The sequence below is a fragment of the Kribbella sp. VKM Ac-2566 genome, assembly GCF_004366005.1.
GTDB lineage: Bacteria > Actinomycetota > Actinomycetes > Propionibacteriales > Kribbellaceae > Kribbella > Kribbella pratensis.
Genome location: NZ_SODT01000008.1, coordinates 195,718 through 216,429 on the forward strand (window position 1 = coordinate 195,718; position 20,712 = coordinate 216,429).

Genomic DNA, 20,712 nt, shown 5'->3' on the forward strand with positions numbered 1-20,712 from the left:
AACACGAGGCGTTCACCGGGTATGGGTGAGGGCTTGGGTGGCGAACAAGCGGGCAAAGCGGGTGGTTGGGTCGGTCATCAGTTCGTCGTACGTGCCTTGCTGGGCGACTGTGCCGTTGTCGATGACGTAGATGCGGTCCATCTCGCGGAGGGTCCAGGCTCGGTGGGAGACGACGATCGTGATGCGGTCGGCGCTGGTACGGCGGAGGTCGGTGAAGATCTCGTGCTCCGCCTCGGCGTCGATCGCGGAGGTCGGCTCGTCGAGGATCCAGACGCCGGCGTCACGCAGCCGGATCCGCGCCAGCGCCAGCCGCTGCCACTGGCCGCCGGAGATGCCGGTGCCGCCCCATTGCTGACCGAGTTGCGTGTCGAGTTGGAGGTCGGCGGCGAAGGTGCCGGCCAGCGCGTCGCGGATGGCCTGGTCCGTGACGACATCCGGCGCGCCGAGGCCGACCGCGTCCCGGAGCGTGAACTCGAAACGTCCGAACTCCTGCACCAGCAGGCCGAAGTGTGCGAGCCGCTCGTCCTCTGCCAGCGCGTCGGCATCTGCTCCGTCGATCAGCACCCGCCCGCTGTCGGGGGTCAACGCACCGACCAGCAAGTTGATCGCGGTCGACTTGCCCGCCCCGTTCACACCGACCAGCGCGATCATTTCGCCTCGACGAGCTTCGATGGACACGTCGCGAAGGGTCGGCTCGGCGGTGCCCGGGTAGCCGAACGTGACGTTGTCCAAGGCAACGGAATCGACGCGTCGGACGACCGCACTGCGCGGGCCGGCAGGCACGCTCCGCACGAACCTGCGGTAGATCGCGGCCTGCGGAGCCGCGGTGATGATACTGCCGAATGCGTACCCACACTGGCGAATCGCGTTCAGTCCGGTGATCGTGCCGGCCACCGCCGCAGCCGCCGCGCCCCCAGTCGCACCGCCGCGCACCAAAGCGACCAGCGCACCCCCGAACAGCAGCACCGTGACCAGCGCCGCACCCAGCTCGTACAACAACGCCGTACGAATCATCCGATCGAGGACCCAGGTCGCCCCCGCACGACTACCAGCGACGAGACCGGCCACTTTCCACCCCGAACCCAGCACCGCCAGCTCGGTCCCGGGGCGCTGCTGGATCAGTTGCTCGGTCGCGTACGCCGCTCTGCGTTCGTGCTCGGCGACCCGCGGCCAGCCCTGGGCCTCCATCCTCGAGATCAACGTGAACGCGAGAACGGTCGGCGCCAACGCACCAAGCACCAGCAGCCCGGAGATCAGGTTGATCGACGCGATCGCCAGGCACAGTACGACGGACGTCACCGCCGCGCTGAGCAACTGCACCGGCTTGCCGGCCACGTCACTGATCGGATGCGTCGCAGTCTGACTCGCTTCCAGATCGCGAACCGTCTCGGGCTCGGCCAGCCGGCTCGGGCTCAGCCGGGCGGCGACGCGAGCAAGCTCGATCCGCAACTCGAGCCGGAGACGCAGCATCATCCGCTGGCCGACGCAGTTCGACACCTGGGTCAGCGGATACATCGACCCGACCACCACGGTCAGCCCGAGCAAGGGACGCCAGACGTCACCGCTGTCGACCAAGTCGCGGATCAGCACGACCTGCGCACCGGGCAGAATTGCCAGCAGTAGTTGGAGAACCGAGTACGTCGTGAGCCATCCCGGGGTGATCCGGACGGCGTCGGTCAACGATTCACGGGCAGTACGGAACGCGTCGAGCACGATGATCCTCGCAAGGCAGGCCGGAGCCGCACCGGTGTTCCGGCGCGGATCGCGTCGGCCGCAAATTGCATGTCATCCCAGCAAGCAGGCCCAGCCCGTGCATCCAGGGATCCAGTGGCAGATCACGTATGACGTCTTCGGTTCAACCTATCCCGGCGGGAGGAGCTGCGTCACCAGCGCGTCCGCCGTCCAGCTCTCCCAGCGGGACGGGTCCCAGCCGCGGCGGGCCGTCAGCAGGTGGTACAGCTCAGGGCTCAGCAGGGCGAGCGTGATGTCGGTCGCCATCGCCGTGTCGAGACCTTCGCGGAGGGCCGTCTTGGCGGCGAGTGCTGCGGTCATCCGCTCCATCACGACGGCACGCTGGGCATTGTTGGTCTCCCAGAGCTCATGGATCTCCGGATCAGCAGTGGCCGCATGCGCGACGACCTGGAGAATCGGCGCGACCCGCTCGTAGACCTCGCGGGCCAGCCGTGTCTGCGTGCGCAACTGCGCCACCGGATCCGGGTCGTCGATCGCCGCCAGCACCTGCGGACGCTCCAGGTTCGGTACGGGCTCGTCGTCGCCGGCCACCGCCACGTCGAGGAGCTCGCCGAGCAGCGCCCGCTTGGTGCGGAATGTGAAGTACAGCGTCTGCACCGCCATGCCGGCCTCGTCGGCGATCGCCTGCATCGACGTCGCGGCGTACCCCCGGGTCGTGAACAGCGTCTGCGCCGCCTTGCGCATCCGCTGCCGGTTGGCCTGGGTCTGTTCCGCTCGTCGTGTCATGGACGGACAGCATAGCAGTTGACTAGAGCGAGCCTCTAGTGGTTCGCTAGTGGGACACTCTAGTGAAAAGCAGACCGCCATGACCGAGACCCTCCCCGCGCCGACCGGCCTGCGCCGGCAGTTGCGCGCCACCGCCCGCTTGACCGCCTTCAGCGGCGGGCCGCTGTTCTGGCTCGGCACCCTGCTGCATCCCGCCCGCGACGGCTGGAGCATCGCAGCGGTCGGCGAGCGGTACGGACTCACCCACGACCTCCAAGCCCTCGGCCTCGGCCTGCAGGTCGTCAGCCTGGCCAGCATGATTGCGCTGAGCAACCAACGCCGTGAGCTCCGGTCCTGGTACGCCGCGATGGCCGGGACGCTGTTCTGGTTCGCGTTGATCGTCTTCGACGGATCGCACAACCCGGTGCGCGCGGAGTACGCGCCGAGCATGGTCCACGAGCCGGCCGACCTGAGCACACCGGCCGCACTCATCGTGTTCCCGGCGCTGCTGATCTTCCCGCTGGGCTACGTCTGGCTCGGGCGGACGCTGAGCCGGCGGGGGCTGCGTCTGGCCGGCAAACTCCTCGGCGTCGGCGCCATCGCTTACACCCTCGGCGGCCTGTTCATCTTCACGTCCGGTCCGCGCTTCGGGTTGATCCAGATCTTCGAGGTCGCCGGCGCGACGCTGTACGCAATCGGCTACCTCTTGCTGGGACGCCGCGCATGACCCCCGCCGAGATCCTCCAGGACCTGATGTCGCCTGCGGGGCGGGCCGATCCGTTCCCGCTGTACGCCGCTGCGCATCGCCTCGGCCCGCTGCTCCCGGTGACCGACGACATCTTCCTGGTCGTCGGGTACGCCGCCGTGAACGAGGTCCTGCGCAACCCGGTGTTCGAGATCCCGGCCGAGCCGTCGAGCCAGCCGTCGCTCGAATTGATGCAGCGCTCGATCCTGCGCGCGAATCCACCGGACCACGGGCGGATGCGCTCACTGCTCTCGCAGGTCTTCACACCGCGCCGGGTCGCGGGGCTGCAGCCTGCCATCGAGGCCGCGGTCGACGAGCTGCTCAACGGGCTTGCGGCGGAGGTCGACTTCATGGACAGGTTCGCGTTCCAGCTCCCGGTGACAGTCATCTGCGAGCTGCTCGGCGTACCGACGGACGACCGGCATCGCTTCCGCCCACTCGCCTCAGATCTCACAGCGGCGCTCGAGCTCACCGATGCGTCGGACGCCGCTGCTGACGCGGCGGCCCGAGAGCTGGGTGAATACTTCGCTTACCTGATCCAGGACCCGCCGCCCGACGGCCTGGTCGCTGCGCTGGTCGCCGCCCGGCAGCGCTTGTCGGACGAGGAACTGCTCGCCAACCTGATCCTGTTGCTGGTGGCCGGTTTCGAGACCACCACGGATCTGCTGGGCAACGGCCTGGCGATCCTGCTCCGACAGCCCGATCTGCCAACGGATGCAGCCTTCGTCGAGGAGGTACTGCGCTACGACTCCCCCGTGCAGGTGACGACCCGCGTCGCCCGGGAACGCTCGGAGATCGTGGGCACGCCGATTCCAGCAGCGAGCAGTCTCGTGCTCTTGCTGGGTGCGGCGAATCGTGACCCCGAGCGCTTCCCGGACCCCGACAGGTTCGACCCACTGCGCCCCGGCAACAAGCCGTTGAGCTTCGGCGCCGGCGCGCACATCTGCCTCGGCAACAGCCTCGCCCGGCTCGAGGCCACGGTCGCCTTCGACCGCCTGCGCCCCTTCACGATCACACCGAACGGCGAACCGACCCGGCGCGACCGCCTGGTCCTGCGCGGCTACCAGACCCTACCGATCAGACTCTCGGGCGGCCGGTGACGAGCGTGAGCAGGAGCGACGCGGCGATGAGCGTGATGCCGAAGTAGATGACGCTGTTCACGCCTGCGTGGTCGGCGAACAGGCCGCCGAAGAGTGCGCCGAGGGCGATCGAGGTGTTGTACGCCATCGTGTTGAGCGACATGGCTGCCTCGAAGGTCTCGGGAGCGGCGGCCTGCGTGAGGTTCACCTGGCACAGTTGGACCACGCCGAACGACGTACCCCACAGCACCAGTGCGACGACCTGACCGACCGGCGAATGACCGACGGCCAGCAAGAACAGCAGGGCTGCGGCGGCACCCGCACAGCCCGCCATGAAACCGGCGCGGCTGTTCCAGGACACCACTCGTCCGCCGATGAAGTTGCCCGCCGCCCCAGCCGCGCCGTACGCCATCAGCACGGCGGTGATGAACGCCGGTGACGCGGACGACTCGCCTTCCAGGAAAGGCCGGACGAAGGTGTACGCGCCGAAGTGCCCGAGGACGAACAGCATCACCATCAGCATCACCACCCGAAGTCGCGCGTTGCTGACCGGGAGCGCGAACACTGCCCGCACGGGCACCGCGTTGTCGGACGGCAACGAGGGAATCGCGACGACGACCGCGACCAGGACGAGCAGGCTCAGCCCCGACCAGATCAGGAACGTGGCGCGCCAGTCGGTCCGGCTCTCAAGGAAGATCCCGAGCGGGATGCCGACGACCGCCGCGACCGAGATGCCGGACATGACGACCGCGGCCGCCTTGCTCGCGTCCCGCTCGGCCACCAGGCGCATCGCCATGCTGACGCCGATCGCCCAGAACACCCCGCTGGCGAACCCCATGCACAGCCGGGTGGCCAGCATCAACGGGAAGTTGGGCGCGATCGCGGTCACCAGGTTTCCCACGGTCAGCACCGACAACAGGACGGCCAGCAGGAGGCGGCGATTGACCCGCCGGCTCCACGCGACGATGAACGGTACGCCGAGGCCGGCCGAGACGCCGTACAGCGTCACCATCAGGCCGGCGACCCCGACCGGGACGCCGAGGCTGGTACTCAACGGGGTGAGGAGGCCGACGGGCATCAGTTCGGTGGTCAGGAAGACGAACAGGCTGGCGGTGATCGCGGCGACCCCCAGCCACGAACGAGTCGTCGAGGCCCGCTGCTTCGTGAGGACAGGTTGATTGGTCACCCTGGCAGTTTCCGGCCGCGGCGATCAATGAGTCCAACACATGTTCGTCACGCTATCGATCGTGATTCAAGATAGTTCCATGGAACTCCAGCAACTCCGGTACGTCGTCGCGGTCGCCGAGACGAACAACTTCACCCGCGCCGCCGAACGGTGCCTGGTCGTGCAGTCTGCGCTGAGCCACCAGATCGCCCGCCTGGAACGGGAACTCGGCGCACGCCTGTTCGACCGCACCAGCCGACGTGTGCGCCTGACACCGGCCGGTACGGCGTTCCTGCCGGCGGCCCGTCAGTGCCTGGACGCCGCCGAGCGCGCCGCCGCAGAGGCCGCCGCCGCGGTCGGTCTGGTCCGCGGACGGCTCGCCGTCGGGCTGATCCCGACCGTCGCCGCGGTCGACATTCCAGCAGCGCTACGGGACTTCCGGCGTGAGTATCCCGACGTCCGGATCTCGCTGCGCGTCGGTGCGAGCGAGAAGCTGGCCGACCAGGTCAAGGAAGGCATCCTCGACGTTGCGTTCCTCGGACTGCCCACCACCGCTCGGCCCCAGGGCGTGGAGACGCGTGAACTGGCTCGCGACCGGCTGGTCGCGGTGGTTCCGCCCGATCACGCGCTCGCGGCCGAGTCGTCGGTGACGCTGCAGCGCCTCGCGAGTGAGGTGTTCGTGGACCTGCCGCCCCGGACAGCCGGTCGTCTGCAGAGCGACCAGGCTTTCGAGGCCGCGGGACTCGTCCGCGACGTCGCCTTCGAGGTGAGCACCGCCGAGCTGATGGCGCGGCTCGTCAGCGAACGGCTCGCCGTTGCCCTGTTCGCCTCGACCTACGCACCACAACTGACCGGCGTCGCCACGGTCGAGATCACCGACGCACCAGGCCGGATCGAGTACGTCGTCTGGAGCGCGGCCGGCCGCTCCCCCGCCGCATCCGCCTTCCTCACCCTCCTGGAAATCAGCTGACCATTCAGACCAGTATCTTCTTTGTCGGCGGTGATGTTGCCGCGGGCAATCGACTCGAGCTCGCCGCGGATGACGTCCAGGACCTCAGGAGCCTATCCTTCCGCAATTCAGTCTCCAGTTCGGTGGATCGCCAGCAGGTCTTCCAACCGAATGCCAAAATCTGGAGTGTCGACACATCCAAGCTGCCGAAGGGCTCAGCCATTGCAGACAATGACTCGGCCGGTCACGTCAGTGTCTTTCGCTACCCCGAGCAGATCAAAGCCGCAGTGGTGCAGAGTGGTCCAGAGAACTTCCTCGAGCAGCTCGGGCTGAAGCCGATGGAGGAATTCGGTTCGTACCGTCTACCGAAGTGAGAACCCGACATGACGTCCCCGATGTCGCTTCAATTGGCCGGGCATGAGGTTCTGGCCAGACGCTGGAGCAAGCTACGGGCCGATGTCATCGTCCTCGAACGTCTGGCCAGGGCTGGAGGCGCTGCACGATGGTTCATGGTGCGCTCACCCCAAGAGGTGACGGAGCTGTACGACAAACTCTTGCCCGGAAGCCGTGTCTCCTTCTACTTCGCAGGTGGTCCCCACGTGGGAAGGGACGACGAGCGCACCCGGCAACAGATGTTCGAGGAGATCACGTCAACCGGCGAAATCGTCCTGGGATACCCCAGCGCATCCGACATCGTCGTGGAGATGGACATCATCAGCGGTCCCAGCGAGTTGACCGAGCATTTGATGCACCACCCCGGCGGGGAACTGGTGATCTGGGGTACCTGGCCGGCTCAACTGGACGACGGAGACAAGACCGTAACCCTGAACCTGGTCGACGCCGACGGAGTGCTGCGGTCACATCCGCACTAAAGCGAGCAACACCAACCGAGGCCGTATCGGTCCGCCCGACGATGATGCGCCGGTCCCCAGGCCATCCTCACACCGGTGTGCGCTTGTCCAGAGGCTCTTGAGATTCAGAGGGTGAAGGCGGTGGTGTCTTCTTTGAAGGGGCCCATGACGGTGAGGGCGGGGGTGCCGGCGTAGAGGTCGGCGGCCAGGGCTGTCACGTCGTCGAGGGTGACCGAGTCGATGCGGTGCAGGATCTCGTCGACGGTGGGGAGTTCGCCGTACACGAGTTCGGCCTTCGCGATCCGGGTCATCTTGGCGCCGGCGTCCTCGAGGCCCATCACGACCGAGCCGCGCATCTGCCCCTTGCCGCGCAGCAGCTCGTCGGGAGTGATGTTGCCGCGGGCAATCGACTCGAGCTCACCGCGGATCACGTCCAGGACCTCGGGAGCCTTCTTCGGCAGACAGCCCGCGTATACGCCGACCATGCCCGCGTCGGCGTACGCCGAACCGAACGTGAACACCGAGTACGCCAGTCCGCGCTTCTCCCGCACCTCCTGGAACAACCGCGACGACATCCCGCCGCCGACGATCCCGTGCAGGACGCCGGCGATGTAACGGCGCTCGTCGCTCCGGACCAGCCCGGGCATCCCGAGCACCAGGTGCGCCTGCTCGACGTCACGGTGGTGCACCTGCACCCCGCCGTACGTCGGAACGGTCTTGCCGGAACCACGTCGTACAGCGGCCGGCTCGGCCTCGGCCGTCACCCAATGACGCTCGAACGCCTTGCGAACCAGGCGAACCACGTCGGCGTGGTCGACGTTGCCGGCCACCGAGACGACGATGTTGGAGGGCTTGTAGCGGCGCCGGTACCAGCCGACGACCTGCTGGCGGGACAGCCCGGCGACCGATTCCGGCGTACCGGTGATCGAGCGACCAAGCGGGGACTTGCCCCAGAGCTGTTCGGCGAACAGGTCGTGGATGTGGTCCGACGTCTCGTCGGCGTGCATCGCGATCTCTTCGTCGATGACGTCGCGCTCACTCTCCACGTCCGCGTTCGTCAGCGTGGCGGAGGTGATCATGTCGCAGATCACGTCGACCGCGAGCGGCAGGTCGGAGTCCAGCACCCGCGCGTAGTAGCAGGTGTACTCCTTGCCGGTGAATGCATTCATCTCGCCGCCGACCGCGTCGATCGCGGCGGAGATCTCCAGTGCGTCGCGGCGCTCGGTGCCCTTGAACAGCAGGTGTTCGAGGAAATGCGTCGCACCGGCCAGCTGCTCCGGCTCGTCGCGGGAGCCGACGCCGACCCAGAGGCCGAACGTGACCGAGCGGAAGCCCGGCACCGACTGGGAGAGCACGCGGAGCCCGGAGGGCAGGACGGTCCGTTTCACCGGACCGCCCGCCTCCGGGCTCAGCAGCGTGCTGGTGGTTGCTCGAATCACTCGGCGGACTCGGCAGCCTTCTCTTCGGACTTCTCTTCACCCTCGATGACCGGGATCAGCGAGAGCTTGCCGCGGTCGTCGATCTCGGCGATCTCGACCTGCAGCTTCTGACCGACCGAGAGCACGTCCTCGACGGCCTCGACGCGCTTGCCACCGGCCAGCGGACGCAGCTTGCTGATGTGCAGCAGGCCGTCCTTGCCCGGCAGCAGGCTGATGAACGCACCGAAGTTGGTCGTCTTCACGACCGTGCCCAGGTAGCGCTCGCCCTTCTCCGGCATGGTCGGGTTCGCGATCGCGTTGATCGCGGCCCGGGCCGCCTCGGCCGACGGGCCGTCGGTCGCGCCGATGTACACGGTGCCGTCGTCCTCGATCGAGATGTCGGCGCCCGTGTCCTCGGTGATCTGGTTGATCATCTTGCCCTTCGGGCCGATGACCTCGCCGATCTTGTCGACCGGGACCTTCACCGAGATGACCCGCGGCGCGAACTCGCTCATCTCACCCGGCGCGTCGATGGCCTTGGCCATCACGTCCAGGATCGTCAGGCGGGCGTCCTTGGCCTGGGTCAGCGCGCCGCCGAGCACGCTGGCCGGGATGCCGTCCAGCTTGGTGTCCAGCTGCAGGGCGGTGACGAAGTCCTTCGTACCGGCGACCTTGAAGTCCATGTCGCCGAACGCGTCCTCCGCGCCCAGGATGTCGGTGAGCGCGACGTACTGCGTCTCGCCGTCGATCTCACCGGAGATCAGGCCCATCGCGATACCGGCGACCGGGGCCTTCAGCGGCACACCGGCGTTCAGCAGCGACAGCGTCGAGGCGCAGACCGAACCCATCGAGGTCGACCCGTTCGAGCCGAGCGCCTCGGACACCTGGCGCAGCGCGTACGGGAAGTCCTCGCGGGACGGCAGCACCGGCACCAGGGCCCGCTCGGCCAGCGCGCCGTGACCGATCTCGCGGCGCTTCGGCGAACCGACCCGGCCGGTCTCACCGGTCGAGTACGGCGGGAAGTTGTAGTTGTGCATGTACCGCTTGCGGGTCTCCGGGGAGAGCGTGTCCAGCTGCTGCTCCATGCGGAGCATGTTCAGCGTGGTGACACCCATGATCTGGGTCTCGCCGCGCTCGAACAGCGCCGAACCGTGTACCCGCGGGAGCACGCCGACCTGGGCCTTCAGCGGCCGGATGTCGGCCAGCCCGCGGCCGTCGATGCGGACCTTCTCCTTCAGCACCCGCTGCCGGACCAGCTTCTTGGTCAGCGAGCGGAACGCTGCGGACAGCTCCTTCTCGCGGCCCTCGAAGTCGGCGGCCAGCTTGTCCACCGTGGCGGCCTTGACCGCGTCGGTGGCGTCCTCACGCTCGTGCTTGCCGGCGATCGTCAGCGCCTGCGCGAGCTCCTCGCTGGCGGAAGCCTCGACCGCGGCGAACGCGTCGTCCTGGTAGTCCGGGAAGACCGGGAACTCACCGGTCGGCTTCGCGGCCTTGGCCGCCAGCTCGGACTGCGCGTCGACCAGGGTCTTGATGAACGCCTTGGAGGCCTCGAGGCCCTCGGCGACGATCTCCTCGGTCGGCGCCTGCGCGCCCGCGGCCACCTTGTCGAAGGTGGTCGGGGTCGACTCGGCCTCGACCATCATGATCGCGACGTCACCGGACTCGGTGACACGACCGGCGACCACCATGTCGAAGACGGCGTCCTCGAGCTCGGTGTGCGTCGGGAAGGCGACCCACTGGGTGCCGATGAGCGCGACGCGGGTGGCGCCGATCGGGCCCGAGAACGGCAGCCCGGCGATCTGGGTGGACATCGACGCCGCGTTGATCGCGAGCACGTCGTACAGCTTGTCCGGGTTCAGCGCCAGGACCGTGATGACGACCTGGATCTCGTTGCGCAGGCCGGACACGAACGACGGCCGCAGCGGGCGGTCGATCAGCCGGCAGGTCAGGATGGCCTCCTCGGAAGGACGGCCCTCCCGGCGGAAGAACGAGCCCGGGATGCGGCCGGCGGCGTACATCCGCTCCTCGACGTCCACCGTCAACGGGAAGAAGTCGAACTGGTCCTTGGGCTTCTTGCTGGCCGTGGTGGCCGACAGCACCATCGTGTCGCCGTCGAGGTAGGCAGCCGCGGAGCCCGCGGCCTGCTGGGCCAGACGGCCCGTCTCGAAGCGGATGGTACGGGTGCCGAAGCTGCCGTTGTCGATGACGGCCTCAGCGAATTCGGCGCCCTCCATGGGCGCACGTGTGGATCCCGACACGGGATACCCCTCTCTCACAGTGTGACGACTGCGAGGCGCGAGCTTCCGGGATGCCGGTCTTCGATCGAGGCTCGCGGGTCTGTGCCAACCATCTGGCTGTACCCGAAAGCCACTACCGAGGACCGGTCGTGGTCCCGCCACGCGCTTCGCGTCGCCTCGTACGTCTTACGTGATTCGATATTCAGTTGTTCCACACCAAGGCGTGGATACGCCAGGAGCGGCCACCCGAGTCTCGGGGGCCGCTCCTCGCGAAGTCATCGGCGAAGGCCGAGCCGCTCGATCAGGGACCGGTAGCGGTTGATGTCCTTCTTCGCCAGGTAGTTCAGCAGCCGGCGGCGCTGACCGACCAGGAGCAGCAGGCCACGACGGCTGTGGTGGTCGTGCTTGTGCTCCTTCAGGTGCTCGGTGAGGTGAGCGATGCGGTGCGTCAGGAGCGCAACCTGGACCTCGGGGGACCCGGTGTCGCCCTCGGTCAGGGCGTACTCGCCCATGATCTTCTTCTTCGTTGCGGCATCAACAGATGACACAGGAGTCCTCTCGATTTCCGTTGCGCGGCGCACCGGGGCATTCTTCACCCGAGCACTCTCGATCCGCGGCCGTTCAGACGGCAGCAGCCAGCGTATCAGCCTGTGGACGCGCCCCCTAATCAGCCCTGCCGGTGCCTAATCGGCCCTGAGCAGGCGTCGCGCACCGTCGACATCGGCCTTCATCTGCACCAGCAGCTCGTCGATGCTGTCGAATCGGATCTGCGTACCGCGCAGCCGGGCCACGAAATCGATCGCGACCGTGGCGCCGTACAGCTCGAGGTCGTCGCGGTCCAGCACGTACGACTCCACCCGGCGGTCGACGCCGTCGAAGGTCGGGTTGCTGCCGACACTGATCGCCGCGGGCAGCGGATCCGGGTACGCCGGGGCGCCCGGTGCCGGTGTCAGCACGGTGAGCCATCCGGCGTACACGCCGTCCTGCGGGACCGCCGCGCCCGGGTCGGCCGGGATGTTCGCCGTCGGGTAGCCGAGCTCGCGGCCGCGCTTGTCGCCCTCGACGACCACGCCGGTGACCCGCAGCGGGCGGCCGAGCGCCTCCGCGGCGGCCTCCACGTCGCCGTCGGCGAGCCGCTGCCGCACGTACGTCGACGACCAGGGCTGCTCGTCCCCCGCGAGGCTCAGCCCCTCGACCTGGAAGCCGTACTGCGTTCCCGCCTGGACGAGCGTGTCGACGTGGCCGGCTGCCTTGTGGCCGAAGCGGAAGTTCTCACCCACCACGATCGCCTTCGCGTGCAGCGCGTTCACCAGCGTGCGCTCGATGAACTCCTCCGGCGACCAGTGCGACACCTCCTTGGTGAACGGGAGGATCAGCACCGCGTCCGCGCCGGCCTCGCCGAGCAGCTCGGCGCGCCGGGCGGGATCGCTGAGCTGCAGGGGCGCATGGTCGGGCCGCAGGACCCGCATCGGGTGCGGGTCGAAGGTCATCGCCACCACCGGCAGACCACCCAGCTCGGCCGCACGCGCGCGGGCGTGCGCGAGCACCTCCTGGTGACCCCGGTGCACGCCGTCGAAGTTGCCGATGGTGACGACGGTCGGCCCGAAGTCCGGGCTCACCTCGTCCAATCCGTGCCAGACACGCATGGCAGCAGGATTCCATGCCCCGCCTCCCTTGCGTCCACCAGGTCCGCGATCACCCCTTGTAATCGTGCGGTGACTCAACTTATGGTGGGCCGCGCACTGGATGAGCCTGGGGAGGTCTCGTGAAGCTACGCCGTCTGGTTGCTGTCTGCGCTGCACTCGCTCTGGTGGCCGGCCTACCTGCCGCTGCCGCCACCGCTGCGCCGAGCTCCACGACATCCACCGGCTTCGAGCGGTACGTCGCACTGGGCGACTCGTACACGTCCGCGCCGTTCGTCCCCTTGGCCGACCTGTTGTCGCTCGGGTGCGCCCGCTCGTACAGCAACTACCCGAAGCTGCTGGCCGGGGCGCTCGGCGTCCACCGGTTCACCGACGTGAGCTGCGGCGGGGCGGACACCACGAACATGACCCAGCCGCAGAGCACGATCCTCGGCACCGCCGCGCCGCAGTTCGACGCGCTGACGCCGGACACCGACCTGGTGACGCTCGGGATCGGCGGCAACGACTTCGGCGTCTTCGGCGACATCATCGGCACCTGCCCCGGGCTGCGCGCCTCCGACCCGACCGGAGCGCCGTGCAAGGCGCACTTCACGGTCGACGGCGTGGACACGCTGAAAACCAAGATCACCCAGACGCAGACCCGGATCGCGATCGTCGTCCAGGGCATCCGGGCGAGGTCGCCGCAGGCCACCGTCGTGCTGGTCGGCTACCCGAAGATCGCGCCGGAGCACGGGACCTGCCCGTCGATCCTCCCGTTCGCCGACGGCGACTACGCGTACCTGTACTCGATCGAGGAGGAGCTGAACGCGGCCGTCTCCGCGGCAGCCGAGGCCGGCGGAGCGACGTACGTCGACACCTTCGGGCCGTCCACCGGGCACGACGCGTGCGCCCCGGACGGTCAGGCGTGGATCCAGGGCAAGGACATCAACCTGCTGCGGGCACTGAACTACCACCCGCGCTTCGAGGGTGAGGCCGGCATGGCCGCGCTCACCTACAAGACGCTCATCGGCGCACAGCCGGTCGTCACCGCCGCCGAGCAGGCCGCGTGGGCCGCCCGGGCGCGCACGCTGGCGAAGCAGGCCGCCGCATCACCCCGGGCCGCGTCACCCCAGGCCGCTCCCTCCCCCAAGGCCCTCGAGGCCTCCCTGAACCGCGTACGGACCAGCGCGCAACGCTGACCCTTTCCAATCCGTACTGCGGACCACGGGCCGGGCCACCTCACGCGTGGCTCGGCCCGCTGGCTTCTTCCAGCAGTTCCGTCAGCGCCGTCAGGGCCCGTCCGAGCGGGAGATCGATGCGGTACGTCGCGTACGGGTCGCCGCGGGTCAAGCCCTGGTTGACGATCAGCACCGGCGTAGCGGCCTTGGCGGCGTGCCGGACGAAGCGGAACCCGGACATCACGGTGAGGGACGAACCGAGGACGAGGACGGCGTTCGCGTCGTCGATCAGCCGGTAGCAGCGCTCGACGCGGCTCCTCGGGACGTTCTCGCCGAAGAACACCACGTCGGGTTTGAGCACGCCGCCGCAGACCGTGCACGGAACGACGGTGAACGTGCGGACGACGTCCTCGGGGAGTTCGACGTCGCCGTCCGGGTTGATGCGGGTCGCCTCGGCCGTGAACGCCTGGTTGGCGGCGCGGAGGCGGCGGTCGAGAACCTCGCGGGCGGACGTCGTCCCGCAGCCGAGGCAGATCACCCGGTCGAGGTTGCCGTGCAGTTCGATCACGTCGCGGGCGCCGGCCGCCTGGTGCAGTCCGTCGACGTTCTGCGTGATGATGCCGCTCAGGTGGCCGCGGGCCTGGAGGGCTGCGACGGCGCGATGGCCGTCGTTCGGGGCGGCGCGGGCGATGGTGCGCCAGCCGAGGTGGCTGCGTGCCCAGTACCGCCGGCGGGCGGCCTCGCTCGCGGTGAAGTCGCCGTACGTCATCGGGGTGTGCGTCCGCAGGCTGCCGGTCTCGCCGCGGTAGTCCGGGATCCCCGATTCGGTCGAGATGCCGGCGCCACTCAGTACGACGACGCGCCCGGCGGCCACGGTCTGCGCGACCGGGCCGATGTCCGTCGCGCCCGGCTCCAAAGCCAGCACCTCAGGGCCCGGGGACCACTCCAACGTCGGACGAGAACGCACCACTCCAGCGTACGTGCAGATCAATCGACGCGGGGCGGACCCGCTTTCAGGCGGCGCTCGGCAGCCTGGCGGACGGTGACGGGATCCATCGAGGACCAGTCGGCGTCGATCCACCAGGTCGCGCCCGCCTCGGCCCACGGACGGACCGTGTCCGCTGCCTTGGCGTCGTCGGCGTGGGTCGTGCCTTCCGCGACCACGTCGTACCCGTCCATCGTCAGGCCGTGTGCCTCGCGTTCCTTGCGGATCCAGGCGACGCCCTCGGCCACGACCTCGGGCGTCACCTCGCCGTCGCCGACGTACGCCGGGAGCCAGCCGTCCTGCAGCGCCGCGCGGCGCATCGACTTCGGCCGCGGCCAACCGCCCACGACCCAGGTCGGGACCCGCGGCTGCTGCACGGGCGGCGGTGGCGCCGGTGGCATCAGCTCGGCGATCTTGCGGGCCTGGTAGTGCTTGCCGGAGTACTCGAACGGTTGGTCGCGCCACAGATGCGGCAAGAGCTCCAGCGACTCGTCCATGAGCTCCGCGCGGACCTTCCGTCCGGGATCGTCCTCGAACAGCCAGAACCGGTCGTCTCCCGTCACGCCCAGCCCGACCGAGAGGATCACCCGGCCGCCGCTGAGGTTGTCGACGGTCGAGACCTGTCCCGCCACGTCCCACGGTTTTCGGCGCGGCAGCGGCGTGAGCATCGTCCCGAGCCTGATCCGCTCGGTCGTCATCGCCGCGGCACCGAGCATGACCCAGGCGTCGATCCCCCAGATCGACTCCCACACGAAGAACCCGTCCCAGCCGTGCGCCTCGGCGATCGGCGCGAGCTCAGCCGCGGCCCGCGCATCGCCGTACGCCATCACGAACCCGTATTTCATGCGACAGGACGGTACGCCGCCCCACCGACAGAAATCAGCTGACGAAGACCGCGGTGGGTTTGGCGACGGGGCCGTGCGGTTCGTAGAGCGCCAGGAAGGTGCCGTCCGGGGCGAACATCGCGGTTTGTCCGACGGGCAGTTCGAGGCCTGGCAGTGGGCGGCCGGTGCGGATCGCGGTCGCCTGGGCGTCGTCGGCGTCGTACCGCGGGAAGGTGCCTGCGGCAACGTCCGCGATCGGGAGCCAGTCGAAGGACTCGGCGAGGGACTCCAGAGTGTGCGCCGTCGTGAGGTCGAAGGATCCGACCCGGGTACGGCGCAGCGCGGTCAGGTGACCGCCGACGCCGAGTTCGGCGCCGAGGTCGCGGGCCAGTGCCCGGATGTAGGTGCCGCTGGAGCAGTCGACCGAGATGTCGACCGAGATCCCGTCGGCGTCGGGCCGGACGTCGAGGACGTCGTAGCGCGACACGGTCACCGCCCGGGCCTTGAGCGCGACCTCTTCGCCGGCTCGCACCCGTTCGTACGCACGCCGGCCGTCGACCTTGATCGCCGACACCTTCGACGGGATCTGCGAGATCTCCCCGCGGAACCCCTCGACGGCCGCCGAGATCGCCTCGGCGGTGATGCCGTCGACGGGAGTCGTGGACATGATCTCGCCCTCGGCGTCGTCGGTCGTCGTGGTGGCGCCGAGCCGGATCGTGGCGTCGTACGACTTGTCGGCCAGCTGCAAGTGGCCGAGCAGCCGCGTCGCCCGGTTCAGGCCGACCACCAGGACACCGGTCGCCATCGGGTCCAGCGTGCCGGCGTGACCGACCTTCCGGGTGCCCGCCAGCCGGCGGATCCGGGCGACGACAGTGTGCGAGGTCAGGCCGGCAGGCTTGTCGACGACCACGATCCCGTCCGACGCCGGCGTGAAGTCAAGGCTCAACGACGTACCCCAAGTCCCACTCAGTCCTGCTCGTCCTCGTCGTCGTCCTTGTGCTTGTACGGATCCGCGTCGCCGGCCGGCTTCGCGCCCGCGGCGGCCTTGGCCACCTCGGCGTCGGCCGTCCGGGCCTTCTCGAGCAGTTCCTCGATGTGCCCCGCGGTCTCCGGCACGGCGTCCAGGAAGAACGCCACGCTCGGGGTGTGCCGCAGACCGAGCGCCTTGCCGACCTCGCTGCGGATCAGGCCCTTCGACGACTCCAGAGCGGCCGCGGTGCTCGCGCGGGCCTGCTCGTCGCCGTACACCGTGTAGAAGACGCTGGCCTCGCGCAGATCGCCGGTCAGCCGGGCGTCGGTGACCGTGACGAATCCGAGCCGCGGGTCCTTGACCCGGCGCTCCAGCAGCTCCGCGACGAGCACCTGGATCCGGTCGGCCAACTGCTTCGCCCTTGCTTCACCCATCAGGGCTCACCCCTTCATTCATGAACAACGTCCGGAGAGGCGACCAGCGCCTCTCCGGACGTTACTCCGGTGCCCCTGGGATCAGGGGCACCACCTGCTGTCAGCTCCGCGGCTTCTCGCGCAGCTCGAACGCCTCGACGACGTCGCCGATCTTGATGTCGTTGAAGTTGTTGATGGTCAGACCGCACTCGAAGCCCTCGCGGACCTCGGACGCGTCGTCCTTGAACCTCTTCAGCGACGACAGCTCGGTGTTGTCGACGACCACCGCGCCGTCCCGGATCAACCGGACCTTCGCGTTCCGCTTGAGCAGGCCGCTGGTCACCCAGCAACCCGCGATGTTGCCCACCTTCGAGGAGCGGAAGATCTCCCGGATCTCGGCCTGGCCGAGGGTGACCTCCTCGTAGATCGGCTTGAGCATGCCCTTCAGGGCGGCCTCGATGTCGTCGATCGCCGAGTAGATGACCGAGTAGTACCGGACATCCACGCCCTCGCGCTCGGCCAGGTCCCCGGCCTTGCCCGCCGGCCGCACGTTGAAGCCGATGATGACGGCGTTCGACGCGATGGCCAGGTTGACGTCGTTCTCGTTGATCGCACCGACACCGCGGTCGATGATCCGCAGGTTGACCTCGTCGCCGACCTCGATCCGGACCAGCGCGTCTTCCAGCGCCTCGACCGAACCGGACACGTCGCCCTTGAGGATCAGCAGCAGCTCCTGGGCCTCGCCCTTCTCCATCGAGGCCATGAAGTCCTCGAGGGTACGACGGACACGACGCTTGGCGTTCGCGGCCGCACGGGCACGGGCTTCGCGCCGCTCGGCGATCTGCCGGGCCCGGCGGTCGTCGTCGACGACCAGGAACTTGTCACCCGCACCTGGTACGGCGGTCAGACCGAGCACCAGGACCGGACGCGACGGGGTCGCCTCCTCGACGGTGTTGCCGTGCTCGTCGAGCATGGCCCGGACCCGGCCGTACGCCGGACCGACCACCATCGAGTCGCCGACCCGGAGCGTGCCGCGCTGCACCAGCACGGTCGCCACCGGACCACGGCCCTTGTCGAGGTTCGCCTCGATCGCGATGCCCTCGGCGTGCATCTTCGGGTTGGCCCGCAGATCCAGCGCCGCGTCCGCGGTCAGTACGACGCCCTCGAGCAGGCCGTCGATGTTGATCCGGGACTTGGCCGAGACGTCGACGAACATGGTGTCGCCGCCGTACTCCTCGGGGACCAGGCCGTACTCGGTCAGCTGACCGCGCACCTTGGTCGGGTCCGCCGCCGGGACGTCGATCTTGTTCACCGCGACCACGATCGGGACACCCGCCGCACGGGCGTGGTTCAGCGCCTCGATCGTCTGCGGCATCACGCCGTCGTCGGCCGCGACCACCAGGATGACGATGTCGGTGGCCTGCGCACCACGGGCACGCATGGCCGTGAAGGCCTCGTGACCCGGGGTGTCGACGAAGGTGATCGCCCGCTCCTGGCCGTCGACCTCGGTGGTCACCTGGTACGCACCGATGTGCTGGGTGATCCCGCCGGCCTCGTCGGCCACGACGTTCGCCATCCGGATCGCGTCCAGCAGCTTCGTCTTACCGTGGTCGACGTGACCCATGACGGTCACCACCGGCGGCCGCGGAGCCAGGTCGCTGTCGTCGCCCTCGTCGTTGCCGAAGTCGATGTCGAACGACTGCAGCAGCTCGCGGTCCTCGTCCTCCGGCGAGACGATCTGGACGTCGTAGTTCAGCTCGGTACCGAGCAGCTCGAGCGTCTCCTCGTTCACCGACTGGGTCGCGGTCACCATCTCACCGAGGTGGAACAGCACCTGGACCAGCGACGCCGGGTCGACTCCGACCTTCTCGGCGAAGTCCGTCAGCGACGCGCCACGCGGCAGCTTCACGACCTCGCCGTCACCGTGCTTGACGCGCACGCCGCCGACGGCCGGAGCCTGCATGTTGTCGAATTCCTGGCGCTTCGCCCGCTTCGACTTGCGGCCACGACGCGCCGGACCGCCCGGACGCCCGAAGGCACCCTGCGTCCCGCCACGACCGCGGTTGCCCGGACCCGGACGGCCACCGCCGCCACCGGGCGGGCCGCTCGGGCCGCCGCCACCGGGACGGAAGCCGCCACCGGCGCCGCCACCGCCACCGCCACGCGGACCGGCACCCGGGCCGCCGCCGGGACGACCACGGCCGCCGCCACCGCCGCCGCCGGGACCGCCGGAGCCGCCGCCGGGACGGCCGGTGAACGTACCGGCCGAGGACTTCGGCATCATCGCCGGGTTCGGACGCGGGGCGCCCGGAACACCACCGGAACGCGGACGGTCGCTACCGCCGCGCTCGCCGCCGCCACTGCGACCCTGCGGCGGACGCGGAGCCATCCCGGCCGGGCTCGGAGCCTGCCGGTCGCCACCGCCGCCACCCGGGCCGGGGCGTGCGCCACCGCGCTGCATGCCCTGGGTCGAGCTGAACGGGTTGTTGCCCGGACGCGGCGCGCCCGGACGCGGACCGCCGCCACCCTGGCTGCCCTGACGGGGCGCACCGGGACGCGGGGCACCCGGACGAGGCGCACCCGGACGCGGACCTGCACCCGGACCACCCTGGCCACCCGGACGCGGACCAGTACCCTGGCCGCCGCCCTGACCGCCCGGACGCGGGCTCGCACCCGGCGCCGGACGCGGACCCGGACGGGCCGCGGACTCGCCACCGGTACGACGCGGCCCAGTGGACGGAGCCGACGGGGCCGACGGGCCACGGGTCTCCGGGGCTGCCTTCGCGGCCGGAGCCTCGAACGACGGCGCTGCCGGGGACTCCGTCCTCGCCGCCGGAGCGGACTCGACCGGAGCCGACTCGACCGGAGCAGGCGCAGCCGGCTCGGCCGGAGCGGACTCCTGGCGCGGACCCGGCTTCGGGCCCGGACGCGGACCCGGCTTGATTCCCGGCGTCGACTTCACCGGCGCCGACTCGGCCGCAGGGGCCGCAGCCGCCGGGGCCTCGGCGACCGGAGCCGCCTCGGTGCGCACCTCAGCGGCCGGCGCGGTGCGCTCGGCCGGAGCCTTCGGGGCAGCCGGCTGGGCCGGCTTGGGCGCCGGTGCGACCGGTGCGGTCGCCTGCGGCGCGGCAGACGTGCTGGCGGCGGCCTTCTTGGCCGCACGCTTCTTCGGCGGGTTCTTCTCGAACTCCTCCGCCAACCTCCGAACAACCGGTGCCTCGATGGTCGAGGATGCCGATCGGACGAACTCGCCCATGTCGTTCAGTCTGGTCAGAACGACCTTGCTGGTAACTCCGAGCTCTTTCGCGAGCTCGTAGACCCGGACCTTTGCCACTACTCTCCCTCTGGTCCGAGCCTGGGCGCGGACCGTTAGTTGACGTACATGCTCATCGCATTGCACTCATCGTTCGACACTCATCGAGTGGTCATGAGTCGATGACCCGCCTTCATGTCGGTCACGACGGTCCGGTCAGACCGCCGCGGACGGCCGGGTGGCCGCCTTTTGCACTGCTTCTTGCTTATCACGCTGCGCGACGTACTCCCGCAGCCCGGTCACGTCGAGCGGACCCTGGACCTTGAAGGCCCGTGGGAACGCCTTGCGCCGGACGGCCAACTCGAAGCACTCGATCGCCGGGTGCAGATGCGCCCCGCGACCGGGTGCCCGACGATCGGGATCCGGAAGGACAAGTCCTTCGGATACCGTCATCCGCAGCAGGTCAGTCGGACTGCACCGTCTCCGGCACCCGATACAGGTGCGCTCCCGAAGCTTCTCAGGGCGCGCGTCTGCAGTTTCTGTCACAGTTCCTCGGGGTGTGGTGA

At 69.2% G+C, this 20,712-nt stretch carries 19 protein-coding genes; 6 read left to right on the top strand and 13 right to left on the bottom strand.

The genetic code is table 11. The annotated features are described in order from the left end of the window. Positions 1-12: 12 nt before the first annotated feature. Both EV647_RS03950 and EV647_RS03955 read right to left on the bottom strand, forming a co-directional pair. Positions 13-1,713 (bottom strand): ABC transporter ATP-binding protein, encoded by a 1,701-nt coding sequence (locus EV647_RS03950; RefSeq protein WP_238177020.1) that lies wholly within the window; start codon positions 1,711-1,713, stop codon positions 13-15. A 147-nt stretch (positions 1,714-1,860) separates the two neighbouring features. Next, a complete protein-coding gene (locus tag EV647_RS03955) occupies positions 1,861-2,478 on the bottom strand; it encodes a TetR/AcrR family transcriptional regulator (protein ID WP_202876034.1) in 618 nt (205 codons plus the stop codon). Positions 2,479-2,557: 79 nt separating this feature from the next. Between EV647_RS03955 and EV647_RS03960 the strand changes: the two genes are divergently transcribed. Further along, positions 2,558-3,184 (top strand): hypothetical protein, encoded by a 627-nt coding sequence (locus EV647_RS03960; protein ID WP_133998526.1) that lies wholly within the window; start codon positions 2,558-2,560, stop codon positions 3,182-3,184. After that, positions 3,181-4,302 (top strand): cytochrome P450, encoded by a 1,122-nt coding sequence (locus tag EV647_RS03965; protein ID WP_133998529.1) that lies wholly within the window; start codon positions 3,181-3,183, stop codon positions 4,300-4,302. Before EV647_RS03960 ends, EV647_RS03965 begins: the two co-directional genes overlap by 4 nt. Here EV647_RS03965 and EV647_RS03970 read toward each other — a convergent pair. Next, positions 4,280-5,467 carry an MFS transporter gene (locus tag EV647_RS03970; RefSeq protein ID WP_133998532.1) on the bottom strand — a complete coding sequence of 396 codons (1,188 nt, stop codon included), beginning with the start codon at positions 5,465-5,467 and terminating at the stop codon, positions 4,280-4,282. The two genes, EV647_RS03965 and EV647_RS03970, sit on opposite strands and share 23 nt — an antisense overlap. A 79-nt stretch (positions 5,468-5,546) precedes the next feature. On the opposite strand from EV647_RS03970, the gene EV647_RS03975 reads away from it, so the two are divergent. The 3 genes from EV647_RS03975 to EV647_RS03985 all read left to right on the top strand — a co-directional run bounded on the left by EV647_RS03975 (position 5,547) and on the right by EV647_RS03985 (position 7,267). After that, positions 5,547-6,416, top strand: a complete 870-nt coding sequence (locus EV647_RS03975; protein WP_238177021.1) for a LysR family transcriptional regulator — start codon at positions 5,547-5,549, stop codon at positions 6,414-6,416. 122 nt (positions 6,417-6,538) lie between these two features. Next, positions 6,539-6,769 carry a hypothetical protein gene (locus EV647_RS03980; RefSeq protein ID WP_133998538.1) on the top strand — a complete coding sequence of 77 codons (231 nt, stop codon included), beginning with the start codon at positions 6,539-6,541 and terminating at the stop codon, positions 6,767-6,769. A gap of 9 nt (positions 6,770-6,778) precedes the next feature. Then, positions 6,779-7,267: a hypothetical protein gene (locus EV647_RS03985; RefSeq protein ID WP_133998541.1), complete on the top strand. Its 489-nt coding sequence runs from the start codon at positions 6,779-6,781 to the stop codon at positions 7,265-7,267. Between the two features lie 104 nt (positions 7,268-7,371). Here the strand turns inward: EV647_RS03985 and EV647_RS03990 are convergent, their stop codons facing one another. The 4 genes from EV647_RS03990 to EV647_RS04005 form a co-directional block, all read right to left on the bottom strand. Further along, positions 7,372-8,685, bottom strand: coding sequence for a pitrilysin family protein (locus tag EV647_RS03990; RefSeq protein ID WP_133998544.1), 1,314 nt, complete (start codon positions 8,683-8,685; stop codon positions 7,372-7,374). Beyond that, a complete protein-coding gene (locus EV647_RS03995) occupies positions 8,682-10,898 on the bottom strand; it encodes a polyribonucleotide nucleotidyltransferase (protein ID WP_133998547.1) in 2,217 nt (738 codons plus the stop codon). The genes EV647_RS03990 and EV647_RS03995 overlap by 4 nt, the downstream gene beginning before the upstream one ends. A 278-nt stretch (positions 10,899-11,176) precedes the next feature. Beyond that, a complete protein-coding gene (gene rpsO / locus EV647_RS04000; RefSeq protein ID WP_130379758.1) occupies positions 11,177-11,449 on the bottom strand; it encodes a 30S ribosomal protein S15 in 273 nt (90 codons plus the stop codon). A gap of 135 nt (positions 11,450-11,584) precedes the next feature. Further along, a complete protein-coding gene (locus tag EV647_RS04005) occupies positions 11,585-12,547 on the bottom strand; it encodes a bifunctional riboflavin kinase/FAD synthetase (protein WP_133998550.1) in 963 nt (320 codons plus the stop codon). Positions 12,548-12,666: 119 nt separating this feature from the next. Here EV647_RS04005 and EV647_RS04010 point away from each other — a divergent pair, with 119 nt between their 5' ends. Then, on the top strand, positions 12,667-13,722 hold the full coding sequence (locus EV647_RS04010; protein ID WP_133998553.1) for an SGNH/GDSL hydrolase family protein: 1,056 nt from the start codon (positions 12,667-12,669) through the stop codon (positions 13,720-13,722). A gap of 40 nt (positions 13,723-13,762) precedes the next feature. Here the strand turns inward: EV647_RS04010 and EV647_RS04015 are convergent, their stop codons facing one another. The 6 genes from EV647_RS04015 to EV647_RS04040 form a co-directional block, all read right to left on the bottom strand. Continuing rightward, positions 13,763-14,668, bottom strand: coding sequence for an NAD-dependent protein deacetylase (locus tag EV647_RS04015; RefSeq protein ID WP_133998556.1), 906 nt, complete (start codon positions 14,666-14,668; stop codon positions 13,763-13,765). Positions 14,669-14,688: 20 nt separating this feature from the next. Beyond that, positions 14,689-15,531 (bottom strand): LLM class flavin-dependent oxidoreductase, encoded by an 843-nt coding sequence (locus tag EV647_RS04020; protein WP_133998559.1) that lies wholly within the window; start codon positions 15,529-15,531, stop codon positions 14,689-14,691. Between the two features lie 34 nt (positions 15,532-15,565). After that, on the bottom strand, positions 15,566-16,456 hold the full coding sequence (gene truB / locus EV647_RS04025) for a tRNA pseudouridine(55) synthase TruB (protein ID WP_133998562.1): 891 nt from the start codon (positions 16,454-16,456) through the stop codon (positions 15,566-15,568). 20 nt (positions 16,457-16,476) lie between these two features. Beyond that, positions 16,477-16,914: a 30S ribosome-binding factor RbfA gene (gene rbfA, locus EV647_RS04030; protein WP_202870369.1), complete on the bottom strand. Its 438-nt coding sequence runs from the start codon at positions 16,912-16,914 to the stop codon at positions 16,477-16,479. 100 nt (positions 16,915-17,014) lie between these two features. Next, positions 17,015-20,227 carry a translation initiation factor IF-2 gene (gene infB, locus EV647_RS04035; RefSeq protein ID WP_133998565.1) on the bottom strand — a complete coding sequence of 1,071 codons (3,213 nt, stop codon included), beginning with the start codon at positions 20,225-20,227 and terminating at the stop codon, positions 17,015-17,017. Positions 20,228-20,362: 135 nt separating this feature from the next. After that, a complete protein-coding gene (locus EV647_RS04040; RefSeq protein WP_133998568.1) occupies positions 20,363-20,692 on the bottom strand; it encodes a YlxR family protein in 330 nt (109 codons plus the stop codon). Positions 20,693-20,712: the final 20 nt, after the last annotated feature.

Excerpts from the sequence above, each read along its gene's own strand:
- EV647_RS03975 (WP_238177021.1), top strand. The coding sequence starts at position 5,547 with ATGGAACTCCAGCAACTCCGGTACGTCGTCGCGGTCGCCGAGACGAAC.
- EV647_RS03960 (WP_133998526.1), top strand. The coding sequence starts at position 2,558 with ATGACCGAGACCCTCCCCGCGCCGACCGGCCTGCGCCGGCAGTTGCGC.
- EV647_RS03985 (WP_133998541.1), top strand. The coding sequence starts at position 6,779 with ATGACGTCCCCGATGTCGCTTCAATTGGCCGGGCATGAGGTTCTGGCC.
- EV647_RS04020 (WP_133998559.1), bottom strand. The coding sequence starts at position 15,531 with ATGAAATACGGGTTCGTGATGGCGTACGGCGATGCGCGGGCCGCGGCT.
- EV647_RS03965 (WP_133998529.1), top strand. The coding sequence starts at position 3,181 with ATGACCCCCGCCGAGATCCTCCAGGACCTGATGTCGCCTGCGGGGCGG.
- EV647_RS04005 (WP_133998550.1), bottom strand. The coding sequence starts at position 12,547 with ATGCGTGTCTGGCACGGATTGGACGAGGTGAGCCCGGACTTCGGGCCG.
- rbfA (WP_202870369.1), bottom strand. The coding sequence starts at position 16,914 with ATGGGTGAAGCAAGGGCGAAGCAGTTGGCCGACCGGATCCAGGTGCTC.
- EV647_RS03995 (WP_133998547.1), bottom strand. The coding sequence starts at position 10,898 with ATGGAGGGCGCCGAATTCGCTGAGGCCGTCATCGACAACGGCAGCTTC.
- EV647_RS03955 (WP_202876034.1), bottom strand. The coding sequence starts at position 2,478 with ATGACACGACGAGCGGAACAGACCCAGGCCAACCGGCAGCGGATGCGC.